The sequence below is a fragment of the Planctomicrobium aquicomposti genome, assembly GCF_051466325.1.
Taxonomy (GTDB): Bacteria; Planctomycetota; Planctomycetia; order Planctomycetales; family Planctomycetaceae; genus Planctomicrobium.
This window is the reverse complement of the sequence record NZ_CP195792.1, coordinates 4170986-4190034: the sequence shown is the minus strand read 5'-3', so window position 1 is coordinate 4190034 and position 19049 is coordinate 4170986. Positions and strand designations below refer to the sequence as shown.

The following is a 19049-nucleotide window of genomic DNA, read 5'->3' as shown; positions in this document are numbered from 1 at the left end:
GCGGCGCTCTTGCGGTAGAGCGGGCGACTCCCGCCGCGACACCCTTGTCAGGTCGGAGCCGGGGGGGCCTCATCGTCGTCCCGTTCTTTGGTCGGGGTCGGTTGGGGAGGCTGCAGTCCATCTGGATAGAGCCGCCAGGAATGGAGCACCCGCCCCCGTTGTTTGGGGAACTGTTCCCCGCCGACATGAAATGACTCCGGCATCCGGGTCCACAGATAGAGCACGAGTTGGTCGTCCGGCAGTTCAAACGTATTCCGTTCGGCGTCGCTGTCGATGCCCAGATCCTGCGCGATGAGGGGCCACATCAAATCCCGCTCGTCATTCTGGCTACCGTAGTACCGGCCGTAATAAGCATTGTGCATCAGCCGGGTTTCCATTGCGGTTTCCAGATCGGTGCTCCCACCGGTCACAAACCGGAACGACTTGCCCGACAAGGTTGTGGAATAGACATGGTTGCCGTGAATCAGAATGGCCTTGGCTGCTGAATCGTCCTTCCAGAGTGAGTTGTCCGGAAACTCGAGCTGAAGCTCGAGCAGCGTCCCGATCTGGGAAAACGCGGTGATCGTTGGACGGGGCAGGGGATCCCTGGCGACACCGCAGCTGACGAATGTTCGGCCCGAGAACGAAGGAATGTCGACAAACATCGAACCCCGGGGGCGGTTCAGCACTCGTCCCAGCACGGATTCATGTTGCTGTCCACTGGAATACGTCAGGCCTTCCTGGGTGTGTGTGACGAGGTACTGATCACCTTCGGTCACAAAAAGATTCGAAAACTGCGTGACCAGCGCCCGGTCATCAGCCGACATGCGGGCGATGGCCACGGAATCAACGGCGGTCTCTTCTCCGTAGCCCCGAGCGCCGATTTTCCGGAACGCCATACTGAAGAGGGCGACCACACTTAGCACCGCCAGAACCACGATCCGGTAGTCTCCCCGCTTTCGGCCTAGCAACCAGCAGCCCGGAAACAGGAACAGCACGTAAACGATGGCCAGCAGAAAAATCGCTGACCAGTCGTGATCCGGTTTCGTCACGGACTGCAGCGTAGAGAGGATCGTCTGGGGGAGCGACCATTCAGAATAGGAAATAGAGTTCGACTGGCCCGGTGGCTGACGCGGGGGAGCTTCCCCCTGAATGGATTTGTGGCGGCGAACGACGGTCCCGCTTCCCGGATGATACAGGTCGGTCGGATCATTCAACTCCGCCAGCTGCGAACCGAATTGCGGGAACTGCCCGTCTGCTCCCTGGAAGAGTTCCAGTCGGCCGCCAGCCCACAGCCAGTCCCGGAAGGCCCGTTGCTGTGCCTCGTTCCAGGCGGGGACGTGATTCAGCAGCACTCCCCCGAGGGTTTCGAGCCCGGCAGCAGAGTTGGGAAAATCGTTCTCGATGAATCGGGGATACGAACTGCGTAACGAGGTGAGTGAACTCTCGGGGATGAACTCCACCACGGCCGGGTCCGTTGCGGCGGTCGGCTCGTCGATCAGATAGGTTTCGTCAACCCTGCGGCCCCATTTCAGGCGATACTGCTGAATCTGCGGGGTGTAGAGCAGGAACTGGACCCGACGTCTTCCGTGCGGTTCGACGTACATGCCCGGCTGCACGATCGGCATGTCGCCGCCCGAAAGTCCGACCACCGGTTCGATCAGCAGATCTCCCTCCCACGGTGTTTCGGAGGCGTTGACGAGTTCAATCGTCAGCAGATTGAAGCGCTGCAGCCGGATCTTGCCGTCGAATCCCCAGGAGGGAGCTCTTTCCACCTGCAGCGCAGCCTGGACGGTCGGCAGCAGGCAGAAAAACAGGATCGGCACCAGCAGCCGTCGCGAGAGTTTTCTCATACGCGCCACACGAACGTCGAGTGCGAGGAAATGCATGAAGTCAGCCCGGGATAAGAACTGTCGTCATACCGGAATGCCCCCCGGAGGTCAAAGCCTCTCCTGCCTGTGCCCCGCCTCTGGAAGGGGCGGACAAGGGGCACTGGGTCAGTCCGAAATCATCCTGAAGGCGGTATTTGTGAAGAAACAGAACTCAGAATCACTGAAAATGGGAGAGAGGATTTGAAAATGAGACCAGGAGACGAGGGAATCGGTTCCCTCCAATACGTCGCTCAGCTAAAACTGTTGGAACATCGACTTAGAAATCGGTGCCGAATTTTCATTTCGGCACAGGGCGAAGTGGTGTAGCCCGGTCCACTTCACGGAACTTGCCCGTGCAAGATGCGCAATCCTGTCGAGTAATCCAATCCCACATGTCCAGCCGTCCGCATGCAGCTGATCGCTCCAGAACAGCCTTTTGGTTTCTGAATTCCCCGTTACCGGGGCTGGCTGGGGGGCTGCGGCGCGTCTGCACTCTTCTCGTATTGTTTCATTTCGCGGGATTGTTTCTGTTCACTACGGTCAGTCTGGCCGCTGCCCCTCCTCCTGCTTTGCAGGTGGACAATCTGCGGATCAGTTTTGACGGTCGCTATAAAGTTGGATGTTGGACCGGCTGGCAGTGTGACGTGACGGGTCCCGCCGGGACGGTTGTGACTCCTGTGCTCAGGACCGCCGACCCCGATGGACAGGCGACACTTCTCCCGGGAGCCCCGGCAACAGTTCCAGAGAACGGAAAGCTGCCGTTGCGAGGACTGTTTCGCTCGGGCAAGCTGGAGGGGAGCATCACTGTCGAATTGATGGTCGACGGTGCTGTCGCTGGAAGTGTCACCGCCCGTCCGGGTGTGACCCCATCGGTCAAATCGTTTCGTCAATCGCATCCGTTTTGGCTGGTCGTCGGCGATCAGCCCGCATTTGAAGTGAGCCCCGAGCGCTGGAATCGACTCGTTCCCAATCTGCTGCAGGTCATTCTGGCGGGAGCCCAGCTGGAAGAGATTTGGTCCTCGGAACAGCTCGACGGAATCGAGGTCGTTGTCCTGAATGCCGACGCAAAAATCTCGGAGACGACCTCCCGTTCCCTGCAGGCCTGGGTGCGACGAGGGGGGCGACTGGTGATTCCGGTGGGTGATGGAGTCGCAGCCTTCGCGCACAGTCCCTTGCAAAGCTGGGTTCCGCTGCGGCCCATCGGGCAGACCGATCTTCGCAATATCGGTGGACTCAGCGCCGCTCTGAAGGGAGGGGCAGCCCTGCGAATGTCTCTGGAGAATCTGCCGGCTGCGGAACTCGATCCCCAACAGGGGCGGGTGCTGGCAACGGGTCTGACCGGGCCGTTGGCCATTCGGGCTGCTTATGGAATCGGGCAGGTCACGATGCTGGCTGTGCAGTTGGATCAACCTCCGTTGTCGAACTGGGAATCGCGGGCTGAGTTTGCGGCATTTCTCGCTGATGTGCCGGCCCCCTGGGAAAATGCATCCCTGAGAAACCGCCGAGTGGAGTCCCACGCGGAGGTGAGTCCTACGGGAATCAGCGATCTGGAAACCCAGCTGATTTATTGTCTCGACCAGTTTGAAGGGGTTTCCCGGCCGTCGCACTGGGTGGTGATGGGCTGGATCGCCTTGTTCGCCTGTCTGATCGGACCGGTCGACTATCTGGTGCTGCACAAGCTGGTGAAGCGACCGGAATGGACCTGGTTCACGCTGCCAGTGTGGATCGCACTGGCCTCGATCTTCGCCATTTCCCGCGCTGACGAAATGAATGCCCGGCCATTTGCCGCGCGGCAGATCGATCTCGTCGATGCCGATGGCACGACTAACAGCGTCCGTGCCCAGACCCTGTTCGGATTCTACAGTCCGGAAACCCGCCGGGATGCCATCACCGTGCGGCCGGCCGCAGCCCCCGCGTCGGCCGCTCCTGATCTGCTCCGGGTCAGCTGGATCGGAATTCCGGAAGAGGGCTTCCGGGGCATGTATCGCAACGGAGGGATCGACTCCTCAAAGCCCTCGTACAATTTTCCCGAGAATCGATCAGGAATCGAGAATCTGCCGACACCTGTGTGGTCGATCGGCAGCTGCTCCGCGGAATGGGAGGCGGTCTCAACGGTTCCTGACGCCGTCGCCACCGCCGACCTGAGCGACAGCGGGGGACTGCGGGTGGAGGGGACGTTCAGTCACCATCTCTCCGGAGAAATTACCAACTGGTTCCTGGCATATGGAGACTTCGGTTACTTCCCTCGCCTCGATGCGAATGGTGACGTCCCGCCACTGAAACCGGGGGAGACCTGGGATCTCAAACAGAGTCGATCAAACGTGCTGCGGGGCCGCCTGCTGGAGATGACCTCCCGGCAACTGTATGACCCGATGAGCCGCGATCCGCTGAACGTGGCCCGGATGCTCACGTTCCATAAACAGGCGGGCGGTTCCGACTATACGAAACTCAACCTGGGGCAGCGGCAGAAGTTTGATCTGTCTGATCTGCTGGTGCTGCATCGGGCGGTGATCTTCGGCCAGTTGAAGTCGACTCCGACGACGGTGGAAGTCGACGGTCAGGTCCCCGCACTGCAGAATCAGGATACGTTTGTCAGGATCATCCTGCCGGTCAAGCGGAGCGTACGGTCGTCCGATTCGGCCCCGTCTCCCGATTTGTTGAAGCCACGCGACTGAGCCGCGATGTCCGCCGCTCAACGTCGCCCGATTCCGAGACAGCCCGATTCCGAGACAGAGAGTTCAGCTGTGATTGAAACCATCAAGTTGACAAAGCGTTACGGCGATCTGATCGCTGCCAATGAAATCAACCTGTCGCTCAAGGCGGGAGATGTGTTTGGCTTCATCGGACCGAACGGGTCCGGCAAGACGACCACAATGCGGATGATCGCCACGCTGCTGAACCCGGACTACGGGGAATGTTATGTCTGCGGCCAGTCGATCTATACCGATCCGCAGGAGATTCGCCGGCTGGTCGGTTATATGCCGGATTTCTTCGGCGTCTACGATGACATGACGGTGATGGAGTATCTGGAGTTCTTCGCGTCGACGTACCGCATCAACGGGCCGACGCGTCGGAAGATCTGCGAAGAGAAGCTGGAACTGGTCGATATGTCCTTCAAGCGGGACGCCATGGTCAGCCAGCTGTCGCGCGGGCAGACACAGCGTGTCGGCCTGGCCCGCACTCTGCTGCACGATCCGCAGGTGCTGCTGCTCGATGAGCCAGCCAGCGGACTGGATCCCCGCGCCCGGATCGAAATGCGAGGCCTGCTGCGTCGACTGGGGGCAATGAATAAAACCGTCATTGTCTCCAGCCACATTCTGCCCGAACTGGCTGATGTCTGTACCCGCGTCGGCATCATCGAGAAGGGGGTGATGCTCGTCGATGGTTACGTCGACGAAGTGATGCGGAAGGCCCGCGAGGCGATCATGCTCGAGATCAAGGTCATGGAGCGGACCGAACAGGCTGCCAAGCTGCTGGAACAGCACGGTGATGTCGGCAAAATCAATGTCGAGGGAGATACCATCTTCCTGACACTCAAACCGGGCAAAGACGATTACAGCTTCCTGCCGTCGCTGCTGATTGAACAGGGATTCAAGCTGAAGCAGTTCCGGGAAGAAGAAGTGAACCTCGAGACGGCGTTCATGGAGCTGACCAAAGGGGTCCAGCAGTAATCCGCAACGACAGGCTGTCTGTCAGTCTCGCTCTGCCTGCGTGATCACGCTTCACGGTGACGCCATACATCACGGAGCCGACGCGGCAGCCGGACGGAGCAACTGCAGCAGCCCCAGCGTCGACTGGCCCACCGCATACATCGCGGCGATGGTAATCGACAGCACCGCGATCCACAGCAGCACGTCCCACGCCCGGGAGGGAGCCAGACGGGGGTCCGTCTTGCGGTAACGGAAATAGAGCGCGGAGATCGACAGCATCGGCAGCGTCAGGGCCTGTGCGCAACCCCCGATCGCGACCATCAGCTTGGGGTCTTTCAGCTGCAGGAACAGCACCAGCGAGGCGATGGGAATCAGCAGCGACAGCCAGTGAATCCAGGTGGCTCGGCGCGTCGCCTGACCGAGCCGGACGAAGCCCGCCAGATTCAGAAAATCGGCCAGCAGCCGTGCATTGGCTGCGGAGGCGAGATAGAGCGTCTTGAAGAGGACCGAGCCTGCTCCGATCAGGAAGACGACCCGCGTCCAGGGGCCGATGGAATCGATGAACATCCGCGACAGGGTCTCGATCATCGCCGGTCCCTTGGGATGCAGGTTCTGCGGGTGCAGAACGGCAGCCCCCATGAAGTAGAAGGCGACCGTCGATATGGTGAAGACCACCATGCTCACCCAGGCATCGAGGTACATCACGCGGATCCAGCCTTTCGCACGGCGTTCCCATTCCGGGCTGTCGTCGACCCGGCCGACCGCGCGGGCATACCCTTTTTCAAGGCACCAGTACGGGTAGTAGAACAGCTCCGTGGCACCGACGCCCGTGATCCCGAAGACGCCAAAGGCAGCGAGCAGCGCCGCTTGATTCGCGTTCTGTGCCGAAGGGATGAGTCCTCCCGCAGCCTGTGACCAGTTGACGGGATACGGGGTGGAGGGGAGAGCCAGCACGGCAGTCACCGTCAGCACGGTCGCGCCGACGACGAGAAAGGTCGTGATGTGCTCGATCCGGCGATACGATCCGCTCCAGAGCAGGGCAATGGCCGCGAGACAGGTGACGAAGGCCCACGGGATCTCCGGTCGCGCCCGGATCGTTTCACTCCAACTTCCCCCCAGCGCATGGGCGGTGCTGGTCGCGAGCTGGGGGAATGCCAGATTCAGCGACTGGCCGACACCTCCCCCCATCGCACCAATCTGAAACAGAGTCGCCAGCATCATGAACAGCCACCACCAGACCAGGATGTGTGCTCCCAGCCGGGGGCCCTTCAGGTTGTTCAATGCCCCCAGAGTCGGCTGTCCGGAGGAGATCGCGTATCGCCCCAGTTCGAGCTGAACAAAGACCTTAATGAAGCAGCTGAACAGGATCAGCCACAGGAACAGATATCCATATTCCGCCCCCAGCGCGGTGGTGAGGATCAGTTCTCCCGAACCGATGATCGTTCCGGCGAGAATGATCCCTGGGCCGATCTGCCGCAGGGCCAGCCAGAGGGACGCGGGGGGATCTTCAATGGCTTCGGGGGGGAGGGCATAGGGGTCGAATTCCACAGCTGTGGCAGCGTCAGACACGTTCGCGGCTCCCCCCTCTGCGCCATGAGACCCCGGTTGCCCCTGGACAATCTCCAAAGCTCGAATTGAATACACGGATCGGAGTCGCATCATGCGACAATCCGCCCTGAATCTCAACGTCAGGAGGTTGGGGAAGAAAAGATTTCGGAGGAGCGGAATTGGCGGGAACGTTTTGGCTCGTCAGCAGATCCGTTCCGCGGAAGAAGCCGGACTCCGGCTGCCTCCCCCCAAATGAAGAAAACGAAGTCGATCTCACCCGTCTCGTTTCGACTACTTCACAGGAGACAGGTTCCAAAGTGTTCCCGTCGGTCTTCAGTTCACTCGTATTGAGAATCCAGCAGGAGTCAGTCCATGTCCAGAATTCAGAAGATTGCCCCGTTTCTCTGGTTCGATCGGAATGCGGAAGAGGCAGCGAATTATTACGTCTCCATCTTTAAAAATTCACGGATTCTGGAGGTGCTGAAGAACACGGGGGCGGCTCCAGGAGAACCGGGTTCGGTACTGACGATCGCATTCGAACTGGAAGGGCTGCGGTTCGTCGGGATCAATGGGGGCCCGCTCTTCCAGTTCAGCGAAGCGGTCTCCTTCGCGGTCAGCTGCGAAGATCAGAACGAGATCGATGACCTCTGGGAGAAACTGTGCGACGGTGGCCAGCCGAGCCAGTGTGGTTGGCTGAAGGATCGTTTCGGACTGTCATGGCAGATCATTCCGCGTCAGTTACCGGAAATGATGATGGACCCTGACCCTGCCTGTTCACACCGGGTGATGCAGGCGGTGATGCAGATGACCAAGCTCGATCTGGCAACGCTGCAGGCTGCGTATCGAGGTGAGTAAACCGGGCCCGGCAGAAAGAAAAACGCCCGATCACCGGGACCGGGCGTTTCAGGTTTCTGATTCAGAACGGCTGGATATCAGACCCGCAGGGCCTTTTTGCGGTCGGTCTCTTTCAGCCAGATCTTCCGCAGGCGGATGGCGGCGGGGGTCACTTCGACGTATTCATCGGCTTCGAGATATTCCAGTGCCACCTCGAGCGACATTTCGCGCGGCGGTTCCAGAATCATGTTTTCATCGGAACCGGAAGCCCGCATGTTGGTAAGCTTCTTTTCGCGGATCGGGTTGACCACCAGATCGTTGTCGCGTGAGTTCTCACCCACGACCATCCCCTCGTAGACTTCGGTGCCGGGAGCGACGAACAGCTCAGCCCGTTCCTGCAGTTTCCACAGGGCATAGGCCGTGGCCTTGCCGGAATCCTGCGAGACCAGCACCCCATTCTTGCGACGGGGGATTTCCCCTTCCAGTGGCTGGTAAGATTCGAAGCGGTGATGCATGACCGCTTCGCCCTTGGTCGCGTTGAGCAGCCGCGTCCGCAGGCCGATCAGGCCGCGAGCGGGGATGGTGAAAACCAGATGGGAATGTGTTGCGTTGGGGGCGGTCATTTCGGTCATCTGACCTTTCCGCCCGGAGACGATTTCAATCACCGTCCCGACGTTGGTGGTCGGGACATCGATGTCCAGAATTTCGAACGGTTCATGCCATTTGCCGTCGATCTGCTTGCGGATGACTTCCGGCTTGCCGACGGAAATTTCGAAGCCCTCGCGACGCATGGTTTCGATCAGAATCGAGAGGTGCAGCAGCCCGCGACCGGAGACCCGGAACGAGTCTTTGGTATCGGCATCTTCCACGCGGAGAGCGACGTTCGATTCCAGTTCGCGCTGCAGACGTTCCCGCAGGTGGCGGCTGGTCAGAAACTTTCCGCTCTTGCCCGAGAGGGGAGAGGAATTGATCGTGAAGATCATCGACAGCGTCGGTTCATCGACGGTAATGCGGGGGAGGGGAACCGGATGAGCTGGATCGGCAATCGTGTCGCCGATTTCTGCATCGCCCAGTCCGGTGAGCGCGACAATGTCGCCCGCTTCGGCCACTTCGGATGAGAGACGGCCCAGCTTTTCAAACAGCTCCACGTTCTCGACGGTGCCGTTGACCTTCACATCCCCTTCTTTAAGGATGACCACCTTCATACCGGGGCGGACGCGGCCGTTGGCGATCCGACCAACGACGATTCGGCCGACGTACTCAGACCATTGCAGCGACGTCACCGTCATCTGGAACGGTTCTTCAACGTTGGCCTGCGGTCCGGGAATCTGTTCGAGGACCAGATCCAGCAGCGGCAGGATATCACCCGACCGGGCTGTCGGATCGTGAGACGCATAGCCGGAACGACCGCTGGCAAAGATGTACGGAATATCCAGCGAATCCTTGCAGCCGAGTTCTTCCATCAGGTGCACGGTTTCGAGGATCACGTCCTCGGGGCGGCAGTCGGGCCGGTCGATCTTGTTGACGACGATGATCGGCTTCAGGCCGACGTCCATCGCCTTGGTCAGCACGAATCGGGTCTGGGGACGCGGGCCTTCAAAAGCGTCGACAAGGATCAATGCCCCGTCGGCCATCTTGAGGACCCGCTCCACCTCACCGCCGAAGTCGCTGTGCCCCGGGGTGTCGATGATGTTGATCTTCACCCCCTTGTAAAGCACGGCGATGTTCTTGGCGAGAATCGTGATGCCCCGCTCCCGCTCCAGGTCGTTGGAATCGAGGATGCAGTCACCCTGCAGCTGCGAATCCCGAAACTGGCCGCTCTGACGCAGCAGGGCGTCGACCAGGGTTGTTTTGCCATGGTCAACGTGGGCAATAATGGCGATATTTCGAATATTCTGGCGACGCATTTGAGCGAGCATCCGTGGAAAAATGAGAAGAACTCTGTGTCTGACTTCGAGAGTCACAGCGCGATTCCCTCGCGCGGACTGGCTCTTAATGAGGAGCTCACAGGCACAGGCTGGGTGGAATATGATAGAAATCTTTCAGGCGGAATGCAGTAGCGCCTGAAAAATCCTTCAAAAGTTCACAGACGAATCGGCTGATCGGCAATTGTTGATGTTTGCGGTGGCGGAAGTTCGATCTGGCAGCCGTGCCGGACTCACACCGGCAGCAGTAGGGAACCGGCCCTGACCGGGCCCGGAAGATGCATTTCGTTAGGCGAAAGACTGGGTTCCGCGCACTAAATCGTGGCGAAATTCAGAATCAAAATGCTCCCATTCCAACAGGATGACAGGTTTGAACGCTGAATGGATGCTGCTGGCGGTGGTGACACTGACGTTGGGGCTGCTGGCTGCCGTCTGGCGAATTCTGCGTCCTCAGTCGCGGTCGGCTGAGGCGATGACGGCCGTGGCCGGGGCCTACTTCCTGGGGGTGGGGCTCCTTCACTTCGGTAATTCCGGCTGGGGGCCCTTCTCGTCGGATTTGGCTGCCACCGCGAATTTATTGGCGGAATCTTCCGCGGCCACTCCCTGGGGACTGCTCACGGCAGCGTGGGGGGCGATTCTCTTACTTGCCTGGCCGGGCAAACAGGGGAGTCGGTGGCAGGCGCCGGCGATTCTGGTCGCGTTGGGATGTCTGCAGCTGGCCATCCTCTCAAAAAATCCCTGGTTGCAATGGGGAGCGGTCTCGCTGGGGGGATGGGCCTGTGGACTCAGTCTGTCAGGCGATGGGGCTTCTTCCGACCGGGATCGGCGACCGCAGATTCCGCTCCTTTGGCTGACGGCAGCTGACCTGCTTTGGTTGCTGGGGCTCTTGAATCTGGGGGATGTTGCCGGCAGCCCGATGTTGGCTGTCAGCGAACTGGCGGGTGGGGAATTTCTTTCCTCGCTTGCTCCTGCTCAACTGGGCCGGGTGACATTGGGAAGTTTGCTGTTTCTCGCCTCGATCGCCATTCGGGCCGCCCTGTTCCCCCTCATGGGATGGACCCGCAGTGTGACTTTCGAAGGACGCGATGTTGCACTGCTGGTGATGGGGGCCTTCTTCCCGGCCTGGGTGCTGATGTGGCGGTGGGGCGAACTCTGGTTTCTCCTGCCTGAAATTCAGTTGATTGTGGTCAATCTCGGCGTCCTCGGAAGCGGCCTGCTGGCGTTGAGTGCCCTGTCAGAGACCTCGCCACCCCGGCGACTGATGCGGTTGGCCGGAGCACAGGGAGGTTTGATTTTCGCAGCGTTCGGTGCGGGGATTGGGAGCGAAGGTCTGACGCTGCTGCTCGGCAGCGGGCTCCTGCTGATGCTCATTCCGCAATTGTTTGAAATGCCGATCGGCCGGGCCCGAACCGTGGCTCTGTTTGCAAGTGGAGGACTGCTCTGCTGCGGCTGGCTGGGACAGGAGGGGCTGTATCAGGCACTGACGGCGCGCACGGATGGGATTCCGCCGCTGGCTGGACTAGGACCGCTCCTGTTGCCCGTGTTGCAATGTGTTCTGACGTACCCCCTGTTTCGCAGTATCCGGGAAGTGGAGTCGGTATCCGGAGTGCTGGTGCTCGATTCCGCCGAACAGCGTCGCACCCCGTTGCAGCTGGGGTTTGCTCTGGTGACCTGGCTCTGCGTGATTGGAGTGACCGTGCAGCTCCGGCGACTGGGCTTGTTGTCGGCGGGATGGATCCCGCTGTTCATGGGACAGGCTGCACTCGCGGGAGTCATCGGAGCTTACAGCCTCCCCCTGCATCCGACGGACAGCCCGCGACCTGCGGGGCGGTTTGCCGGCCTGCAGCGCCTGGCCCGTGAGGACTTCTATACCTTGCCGATCATCAATCTCCTGGTGCTACCGCTCCGCATGCTGGCGCAGCTCTCCCGGTTTTCAGAATGGATTGTGATCGAACGGATCACCACCAAGCTGCCGCGCGGCATTGTGCGAGCGATTGCGGACGAAGCCACCGCGCTGGATGAGGAGTCCGGCGTGCGCAAGTCGACACAGCACATCCTCACCGCCACGCTGATTCTGTGTGTCACAGCCGCAGCGATCCTCTGGAAATAGAGCAGGCGGCTCTGCTCGTGCAGCGCAGGCCTCGGTCGTTGATCTGTGCTGTTCCGTGTGACTTTCGCAGGATCCCAGCGCACGATCTGCGTGCGCTATTGGTACAGGGCCATTTGCTGCTGGGCTTCCACGCGACCCTGATAGAGTTCGCGAATGTCGGACAGCCCGTAGCGGATCATGGCGAGTCGCTCCATCCCCAGCCCCCAGGCCAACACAGGATGTTTGCAGCCCAGAGGTTCGGTCACTTCCGGACGGAAGATCCCCGATCCTCCCATCTCGATCCACTTCTTGCGGCTTTCGAGATAGACCACCACGTCGACGCTCGGCTCCGTATAGGGATAGAACGCCGGCTTGAACTTCACATGCTTGAAACCCATCTTCTTATAGAAGGTTTCCAGCGTGCCCAGCAGTGACGCCAGCGACGCCTGCTCATCAATGACGATGCCGTCCACCTGATGGAATACTGGCAGGTGCTTGTAGCTGATCGTTTCGTTGCGGCAGACCCAGCCGACGCAAAATGCCTTGAACGGCGGCTCCGGATGCCGGGCCAGTGCACGAATCGTCGACGCGGTGGTATGCGTGCGGAGCACGACCTGCCGGGCCCGTTCGGGTGACCATTTGTAACCCCATCCTTCCGAGCCGGTGTCCCCTCCGTCTTCATGCGCTCGCTTGACCCGCTCGACAAGGGCTGCATCGCTCGGAAGCTCGGTGCCGCTTGGTTCGTCCATGTAGAATGTGTCCTGCATGTCGCGGGCCGGGTGGTCCTGCGGCTGAAACAGGGCATCGAAGTTCCAGAACGAGGATTCCACCATCGGCGACACGACCTCGGTGAATCCCATCTCCAGATAGGCGCGGCGGGTCTGCTCGATGATCTTGCGGAGCGGATGCACCTTGGCCGGATGAACCGTTTCCGCCTTGAGTGTCACGTCATAGGGGCGATAGGTGACACCGCTCCAGACGCCGCTGCGGAGGTCTTCCGGCGTCAGCAGATTCTTCTCCGTCTTAAGTTGCAGATTGCCTGAGGTGAGCAGGGCCCGCCCGGCCTCTGTCAACGAAAGTGTCCTGCGTGTGCGGGGTTTGATCTTGGCCAGTTCGGTCCGCTTGCCGAGGAGCTGTCGAACACGATCCGGATCTTTCAGGGAGTCGACGTCGACCGGTTTCCCCTGCGCTTCGATGAGCGCCGATTCGTCCGCGTCGAACCCTTTGCCCGCTTCGGCGGCACGACCCGCATCGGTGATGGACACTCCTTGCTTGCCCCGTTCCACCCAGCCGCGGGCGACGCCCCATTTGAAGACTTCGTTAACTGCAATACCATTCTGCTGGGCGAGCTTGGCGAAGTCCCCCATGGGGACTTGTCCCCCGGCGTCCACCAGCAAGCGGAGAGCGCGGCGCTCTGGCAGCCCCTCCTGAACCAGCCGGGCCGCCTCTTCATTCGGCACCAGTTCGTCGCTGGTCTGTTCAGCGATGGCAATAAAACCTTGTCCGGCACCTTCGGTCGCGATCGCCATGATGCGGGACTGGTCGATTTTCAGCTGGGCAGACAGGTCACTGACTCCCGACTCTCCCTGTTGCTGAAGGGCCTGCCAGACGGAATGTGCGAGATCGTCGAGTTGCAATGGTCGGTCCTGCGCGAAACTCATGAAAAATCGTTGAGGAGGGGATGATATTCGCCCGTTCTGCCTGAAGCGAGCCAGCGCGCCGCAGCGGACAGCTGTGGGGAAATGTGTCGCAGTGCGGGAGCCACGCAACCGGGGAGGGGAGGCCGTTCGCCGATGTCTGGATTTCTTGGCCGCAGAAGCCAGGCAGATCTTGCAGCGTCCGGGGCGCTGGCTGCAGAATGAGAGGGTGGCAACTCTGTCGCAACGCGAGATCCCATGTCCTTTCCCGAGCTGATGCTGCCGAAACGCTCCGGACCGGCGTCCTGCTGGCGGTGGGGAGTTGCTGTGTCCGTGGGACTGCACGGGCTGTTGATCGGGGGGCTGATCTGGCTTGAGATACAGGCGGTTACTGGCTCTGCGCAGATCTCCCTGCCGCAGTCGACGCACATTCCGCAGGTTGAGTTGGTCGCCGCAAACATGGGCCTGAAGCCCGTGGAGCCGGCGGAGTTGATCACGGCAGAGCCTGTTCCCATCCCCGGATTACCGGTCGCGGCTGCAAATCTGGGACAGTTTGTGCAGACCAAACTGCAGCAGGTGATCGAAGAGCAGCGAAAGGTTCCGCGTTCGGAGTCGGAACATCAGCTCGACGTGCTCGCAGAGAGATTGCAGCGACAGATCGGCGAGTCGACGGTTGATTCAATCGGTTCGACGCTTCGCAATGTGATGAAGTTACCCGAACGGGCGACAGAGCCGACCCCTGAACAGCCTGGGGGGGAATTTGACCCACAGACATTGCAGATTTATGACGTGCAACGGGTCACCAGCGACAGTGGCGTCGAGGTTTATCGTGGAATTCTGATTGATGCACAGGGGCGACGGCAGGAGATCGAGTTTTCAGCGGCGGAAGGGGAAGAACTCTTTCGGGTCTTTGAGATGATGCGGCGATATCCACTGCTGGAGAAGCTGTACCGCGGTGTGATGATGTCGGTCTTTGATCAGCTGATGCAGTCCCGCCCGGTTCCCGCTCGAACTCGTCAAGGTGGTCAAGCGCAGGGACTCAAGCCTCCCGAGATTGCTCCTTGACGGGATGAGCTGCAGAAAACAGAGCAGGCCGCCGACTGATTTCAGCCGACGGCCTGTGTTCCTGATCCAGCCAATTCCCGCTGTCACCCGGCAGTGAACGTCTCATCAGTCGAAACGCTTGCTGCGCGGGGACTGGAAAGGCAACCTGCTCTAGAAACCGCGGAGTTCCTTAATGTCGTCCATCGTCCGCAGGTCATAGTCGATACCGACGTAGTCGAGCAGGCGACAGAGGGCCCGCACAGCGACTCCCATCCCATCGGGACCGCTGAAGCCGCCGAACTGTCCCCCACCCTTGAGGTGCGGTTCGAGCTCGAGGAAGACTCCGGCCGCGCCGAGCGACTGCATCCGCTTGGTCAGTTCCGGCAGGTGAGAGCGGAAGTCACGCAGAATGATTTCGTGGGCCGAGTCACCGAGGTTTGCCGGCACGAAGTTCTTCAGCCGCTCTTCATCCACGACGCCGGTCCACGGCAGTGAACGGTCGACAGCATAGTCCTTGATGTGCGCCCAGCCGATGTAGGGGCGCATCGCCTCGTATTCATCGTAAACCTGAATCGGTGTCAGGTTCTGGGAAGAGAGGTTCCCCCCGTCATAGATCACCACCAGATTTTTCCGGTTGATCTTCTGTGCGAGTTCCGCGAGCAGACGGCCATTCTGGCCGACGAGGTTGGCTTCCACTTCCAGACCGTACACGATGTCGTATTTGCCGAACTCATCAGCAATACGGGTCACCAGTTCGGCGGCCTGATCGGTGTACTTGAACGGGTCGTCTCCCTTCGGCTGATAGAAGGAGAATCCGCGGATCAGCTTGGCTCCGAGCGCCCGGGCAGCGCGGACTGTGTTGGCCACTTCGCCCGCCATGTATTGCTCGAACGGCACGTACTTGTTGTGGGAACCGTCCTCTTTGTCGATCAGCTTGATCTTGCCCACCCGTGAGCCGATGCTGGTCACCGACATGCCGTATTCTTTGTGCATGTCCTTGAGCTGCGACAGTTCGCTGTCATCGAGTTCGACGACGTGCTTCACCTTGCCGGCACCGGTCACATCGATAAAGCGGGGACTGTAATATTTCAGTCCCAGGGCAGCCAGCGCTGAAAGCTGCTCGAGTGCGGTTTTGCGGTTGGCCGCTTCATCAGCGAAGGCGCTGAGAATGATTTTCGGTTTGTCAGCCATGAAATTCAGTTGTCCGGATGAAAGATGAGTCGAGTTGCTTGAAGCCCGCATTTTGAAACGTGATGGTCAGTGTTGCAAGGCGCCGGCAGACACCATGCAGTTCGGTAACCCGGGGAGTCGGCCCAGCGGAACTCCCCGGCCGGTTGCCATTCGGAGGGGCCCCCCTCTTCCGCAGCGACGTCTCCGGCCTCACTGCTTTCGGGTGGGATAGGCCGGTGCCAACTGTCCATCGGCCTGCAGGCAGCGGCAGAGCGCCTGGCAAAAGAAATCGAGCGGGTCGGTCTCCCCGGTTCCCTGGGATCGGAGGGGACGCACGTTTCCCGCAGCAGACTCGGCTTGCAGTTCCTCGAACTGCGTCCGCATCATCGACAGAAACCCCGACAGGGCAGGGGGATCGAGATCGGTTCTCAGCAACTGTGTCTCTTCCGGAGTGCGGACCCGCACGAGTCGCGCCAAGGTGCTTCCCTGAGTGCGATACAACGAGTTGTCCACAAACGCTCGTTGCAGACGGTACTCGGAATCGAAGTGAAAGCAGCAGTCCGGTGTAAAATAGATGGAAAAGCGTTCACCAGATCGAAGACCGGCGACGACCGGACTGGCGTGTCCGGTGCGCTCCAACTCCCAGCGGACCGCAGCGGACTGCAATTCGGCGTACAGGTCTTCACGGTCAGATTCGTTGCGAGCCATCGTGTGGTTGTGAAAAATTCGGGGAGTTTCCTGAGGACCATCAGGAACTTCTGGTCGTTTTTCCTGAGGAATGTTATCGTGTTGTCAGGCTAAGACGAGTGTCGACAACCCATTTGAGGAGCATGGGTTGTTGCTGTGCGATGGATTGAAGTGACCGTTCGGTCGGAGCCATCTGAATGTCGACAACAGCACTGTCGCCCAATTCACCGATTTCTTCCGGTGAGATGCAGACACTCGATTTTGAGCGGATGGAGGAAGTCCGGCGGCGTCATGCCTTGCTCACAGAGTATCTGCAGCTGAAGGGCTATGACGCACTGCTGCTGCAGGATCCTGCGAACTTTGCCTGGCTGACGTGTGGAGGGGACAACACCCCGCAGTTTGGCATTCAGCCGACGGCCGCAATTCTGGTGACCTCCGATGCCCGGGTGGTGCTCTGTAACAACGTTGATTCCGGGCGTCTATTCGATCGAGAACTCGCCGGGCTCGGCTTTCTGCTGAAGGAACGCCCGTGGACGGAAGACCTGAGCATTTTGCGGCAGGATGTCTGCCGGGGTCGGCGCGTCGCGGGGGACGTCTGGTTTCCGGGGACAGAAAACGTGGCGGAAGACCTGCATCCATTTCGCAGTCGACGGTCCGCCAAGGAAATTGAACAGCTGCGGGAACTGGGACGGGACCTCGCCCATGCGGTCGAAGCGACCGCCCGCAATTTTGAACCGGGAGCGATGGAATCAGAAGTCGCCGGGCATCTGGCACATCGACTGATCAAGCATCGGATCATCCCTTGCCGGATTCAGGTGATGGCGGACGCGCAGGGATGGCGCTATCGTCACTGGACATTCGGGAACGATGCCATTGAGCGTCACTGCGTGCTGTCGGCGGTTGGTCGTCGTCATGGGCTGTATGTCGCTGCCACCCGCACGGTCTGTCTGGGTTCCCCTTCCGAGGAGCTGCAACAGGTCCACCGTCTGGCGACACTGATTCAGACCACCGGCATGTACTTCACCCAGCCCGGCTGGACGATGGAAGAAACCTGGAAGCGGGTCCTGCGCATTTACGAGAAGTTCGGCGTCCCGGATGAGTGGCGGTGTGCGGATCAGGCGGACATCATCGGCTTCCGTCCCTGCGAGGTCCCGGTGCTTCCGAATTCGACCCGGGTCTTCGAAAGTCAGACCGCGGTCTTCTGGCATCCGAGTGTCCGCTCCTCACTGGTCGGCGACACGATTCTGGTGCGCGACAACGGCATGGAAGTGCTGACTCCCACGCAGAACTGGCCCGTCCTGTCCGTGCGGGTGAAGAATGAAACCTTCGACCGGCCGGGTCTGCTCATCCGTGAAGTTCCTCCCGAGCATGCGTCGGTCCTGTTCTCCTAGAACAGGGGCCTTCTTCCAGTCCCCGCGCAGCCAACGCTTCGTCGGGGCAAATGCTGCCATTCGCGTCGCGCGGACGGGCCAATCACACGTCGAAATGCTCTCGGCCGCTCCGCCTACGCGAACAGCCAGGGGAGTTTCGCCATCGCTCGGAAGAGTGCCGGGCTGACATGCGGTGAGACGGCGACCCGCGGGAGTGCAAAGCGATCCCGATGCGCCGACTGGCAAAAGCCGCCAAAGAAGCTGAAGGCCCATTGATAGCCCGCTTCGTGCAACAGCTGCTTTGTCTGCAGCGTAAACGAATCGGGCTGTCCAACCGGATAACTGAAGGCGGTAATGGGAGCACCGATTTCCTGTTCGATCCGTTGCTTCGACTGCAGGATCTCGCGCTGTTGCGAGGCAGGATCGGTATTGGCCAGCACCGGGTGGGAAACGGTGTGACCCCCGATGTCCATTCCCGCCTCATGCAGCTCCCGGACCATGTCCCAGGTCATCCACATCGAGTCGGCGACCGATTGCGGGCAACGTCCTGTGCCGGCGGCCTGTCCGAGATTCTCCAGGAAGGCGGGGGTTCTTTCCGCCGGAAGCGACTTGTATATTCTGAGGATCCGCACGATCGACGCCTCGCGGTCCTGCGACGATTCCAGTGACAGGGGCGTTGCACTGTCCGAAAACGCAGGGAGCTGTGAGGCGGAGCTGGTATGCAGCATCCAGGCGATTTCATCCCACCAGGCGATCAGCCGCTGATCCAGAAATCCGCTGGTGATAAAAAACGTGGCGGGGGCACCATGTCGCTTCAGCACCGGGAGGGCGATCTCGTAGTTGTCCCGGTAACCGTCGTCGAAAGTGACCATCACCCCTCGGCTGTTGGCCTGATGGAAGTGGTCATCGAGGTCCTCGACGTTCAGCAAGTCGAAGTGCTTCTTGAGAAATCCAATCTGCCTGTCGAACTCGTCGGCCGTCGCGCTCCACAACGCCCGATCGAATGGGGACTGGGACGAGTCCCCGACCCGGTGATAGTTAAAGACCACCAGACCGTTCCAGCTGCCGACGGTCAACGACAGCAGTGAGCCGAGTCCCGTGAATTCCAGTGTGTTGGCAAGGATCTGTTTCTTCTGCATCCGTACGTGCCCGATCAACAGGTGACTGACAGGTCCCGAACTGTCTCCCGGCGGCAGTCGAGGGGGGGAGCGGGGCGGGCCCGATTCGCGGCGGGAATCGCCACTT

At 60.2% G+C, this 19049-nt stretch carries 13 protein-coding genes; 6 read left to right on the top strand and 7 right to left on the bottom strand.

All coding sequences use genetic code 11. The features are described from left to right. Positions 1–47: 47 nt before the first annotated feature. Complete coding sequence (locus tag SH664x_RS16165) at positions 48–1868, bottom strand: hypothetical protein (RefSeq protein ID WP_437202635.1); 1821 nt, start codon at positions 1866–1868, stop codon at positions 48–50. Positions 1869–2242: 374 nt separating this feature from the next. On the opposite strand from SH664x_RS16165, the gene SH664x_RS16160 reads away from it, so the two are divergent. Together SH664x_RS16160 and SH664x_RS16155 are read left to right on the top strand one after the other, a co-directional pair. Continuing rightward, entirely contained in the window at positions 2243–4525 is a 2283-nt protein-coding gene (locus SH664x_RS16160) for a hypothetical protein (RefSeq protein WP_437202633.1), read from the top strand. Between the two features lie 69 nt (positions 4526–4594). Next, positions 4595–5521 carry an ABC transporter ATP-binding protein gene (locus SH664x_RS16155; RefSeq protein WP_437202631.1) on the top strand — a complete coding sequence of 309 codons (927 nt, stop codon included), beginning with the start codon at positions 4595–4597 and terminating at the stop codon, positions 5519–5521. 69 nt (positions 5522–5590) lie between these two features. Here the strand turns inward: SH664x_RS16155 and SH664x_RS16150 are convergent, their stop codons facing one another. Beyond that, positions 5591–7069 carry an Nramp family divalent metal transporter gene (locus tag SH664x_RS16150; protein ID WP_437202629.1) on the bottom strand — a complete coding sequence of 493 codons (1479 nt, stop codon included), beginning with the start codon at positions 7067–7069 and terminating at the stop codon, positions 5591–5593. A 351-nt stretch (positions 7070–7420) separates the two neighbouring features. On the opposite strand from SH664x_RS16150, the gene SH664x_RS16145 reads away from it, so the two are divergent. Beyond that, complete coding sequence (locus SH664x_RS16145; protein ID WP_437202628.1) at positions 7421–7903, top strand: VOC family protein; 483 nt, start codon at positions 7421–7423, stop codon at positions 7901–7903. Between the two features lie 77 nt (positions 7904–7980). Here the strand turns inward: SH664x_RS16145 and typA are convergent, their stop codons facing one another. Next, a complete protein-coding gene (typA, locus tag SH664x_RS16140; RefSeq protein ID WP_437202626.1) occupies positions 7981–9789 on the bottom strand; it encodes a translational GTPase TypA in 1809 nt (602 codons plus the stop codon). 388 nt (positions 9790–10177) lie between these two features. Here typA and SH664x_RS16135 point away from each other — a divergent pair, with 388 nt between their 5' ends. Beyond that, the gene (locus tag SH664x_RS16135; RefSeq protein WP_437202624.1) at positions 10178–11917 is read left to right on the top strand and encodes a hypothetical protein; all 1740 of its coding nucleotides are present in this window, start codon (positions 10178–10180) and stop codon (positions 11915–11917) included. A gap of 95 nt (positions 11918–12012) precedes the next feature. Here the strand turns inward: SH664x_RS16135 and pheS are convergent, their stop codons facing one another. Continuing rightward, positions 12013–13557: a phenylalanine--tRNA ligase subunit alpha gene (gene pheS, locus SH664x_RS16130; RefSeq protein ID WP_437202622.1), complete on the bottom strand. Its 1545-nt coding sequence runs from the start codon at positions 13555–13557 to the stop codon at positions 12013–12015. Positions 13558–13791: 234 nt separating this feature from the next. Between pheS and SH664x_RS16125 the strand changes: the two genes are divergently transcribed. After that, entirely contained in the window at positions 13792–14598 is an 807-nt protein-coding gene (locus SH664x_RS16125; RefSeq protein WP_437202621.1) for a hypothetical protein, read from the top strand. Between the two features lie 150 nt (positions 14599–14748). Here SH664x_RS16125 and SH664x_RS16120 read toward each other — a convergent pair whose 3' ends face one another. After that, positions 14749–15768, bottom strand: coding sequence for a sugar phosphate isomerase/epimerase family protein (locus SH664x_RS16120; RefSeq protein WP_437202619.1), 1020 nt, complete (start codon positions 15766–15768; stop codon positions 14749–14751). A gap of 189 nt (positions 15769–15957) precedes the next feature. After that, positions 15958–16455, bottom strand: a complete 498-nt coding sequence (locus tag SH664x_RS16115; RefSeq protein ID WP_437202618.1) for a hypothetical protein — start codon at positions 16453–16455, stop codon at positions 15958–15960. Positions 16456–16631: 176 nt separating this feature from the next. Here SH664x_RS16115 and SH664x_RS16110 point away from each other — a divergent pair, with 176 nt between their 5' ends. Beyond that, complete coding sequence (locus SH664x_RS16110) at positions 16632–17825, top strand: M24 family metallopeptidase (RefSeq protein ID WP_437202616.1); 1194 nt, start codon at positions 16632–16634, stop codon at positions 17823–17825. Positions 17826–17938: 113 nt separating this feature from the next. Here SH664x_RS16110 and SH664x_RS16105 read toward each other — a convergent pair whose 3' ends face one another. Then, complete coding sequence (locus SH664x_RS16105) at positions 17939–18943, bottom strand: polysaccharide deacetylase family protein (protein ID WP_437202614.1); 1005 nt, start codon at positions 18941–18943, stop codon at positions 17939–17941. Between the last annotated feature and the right edge of the window lie 106 nt (positions 18944–19049).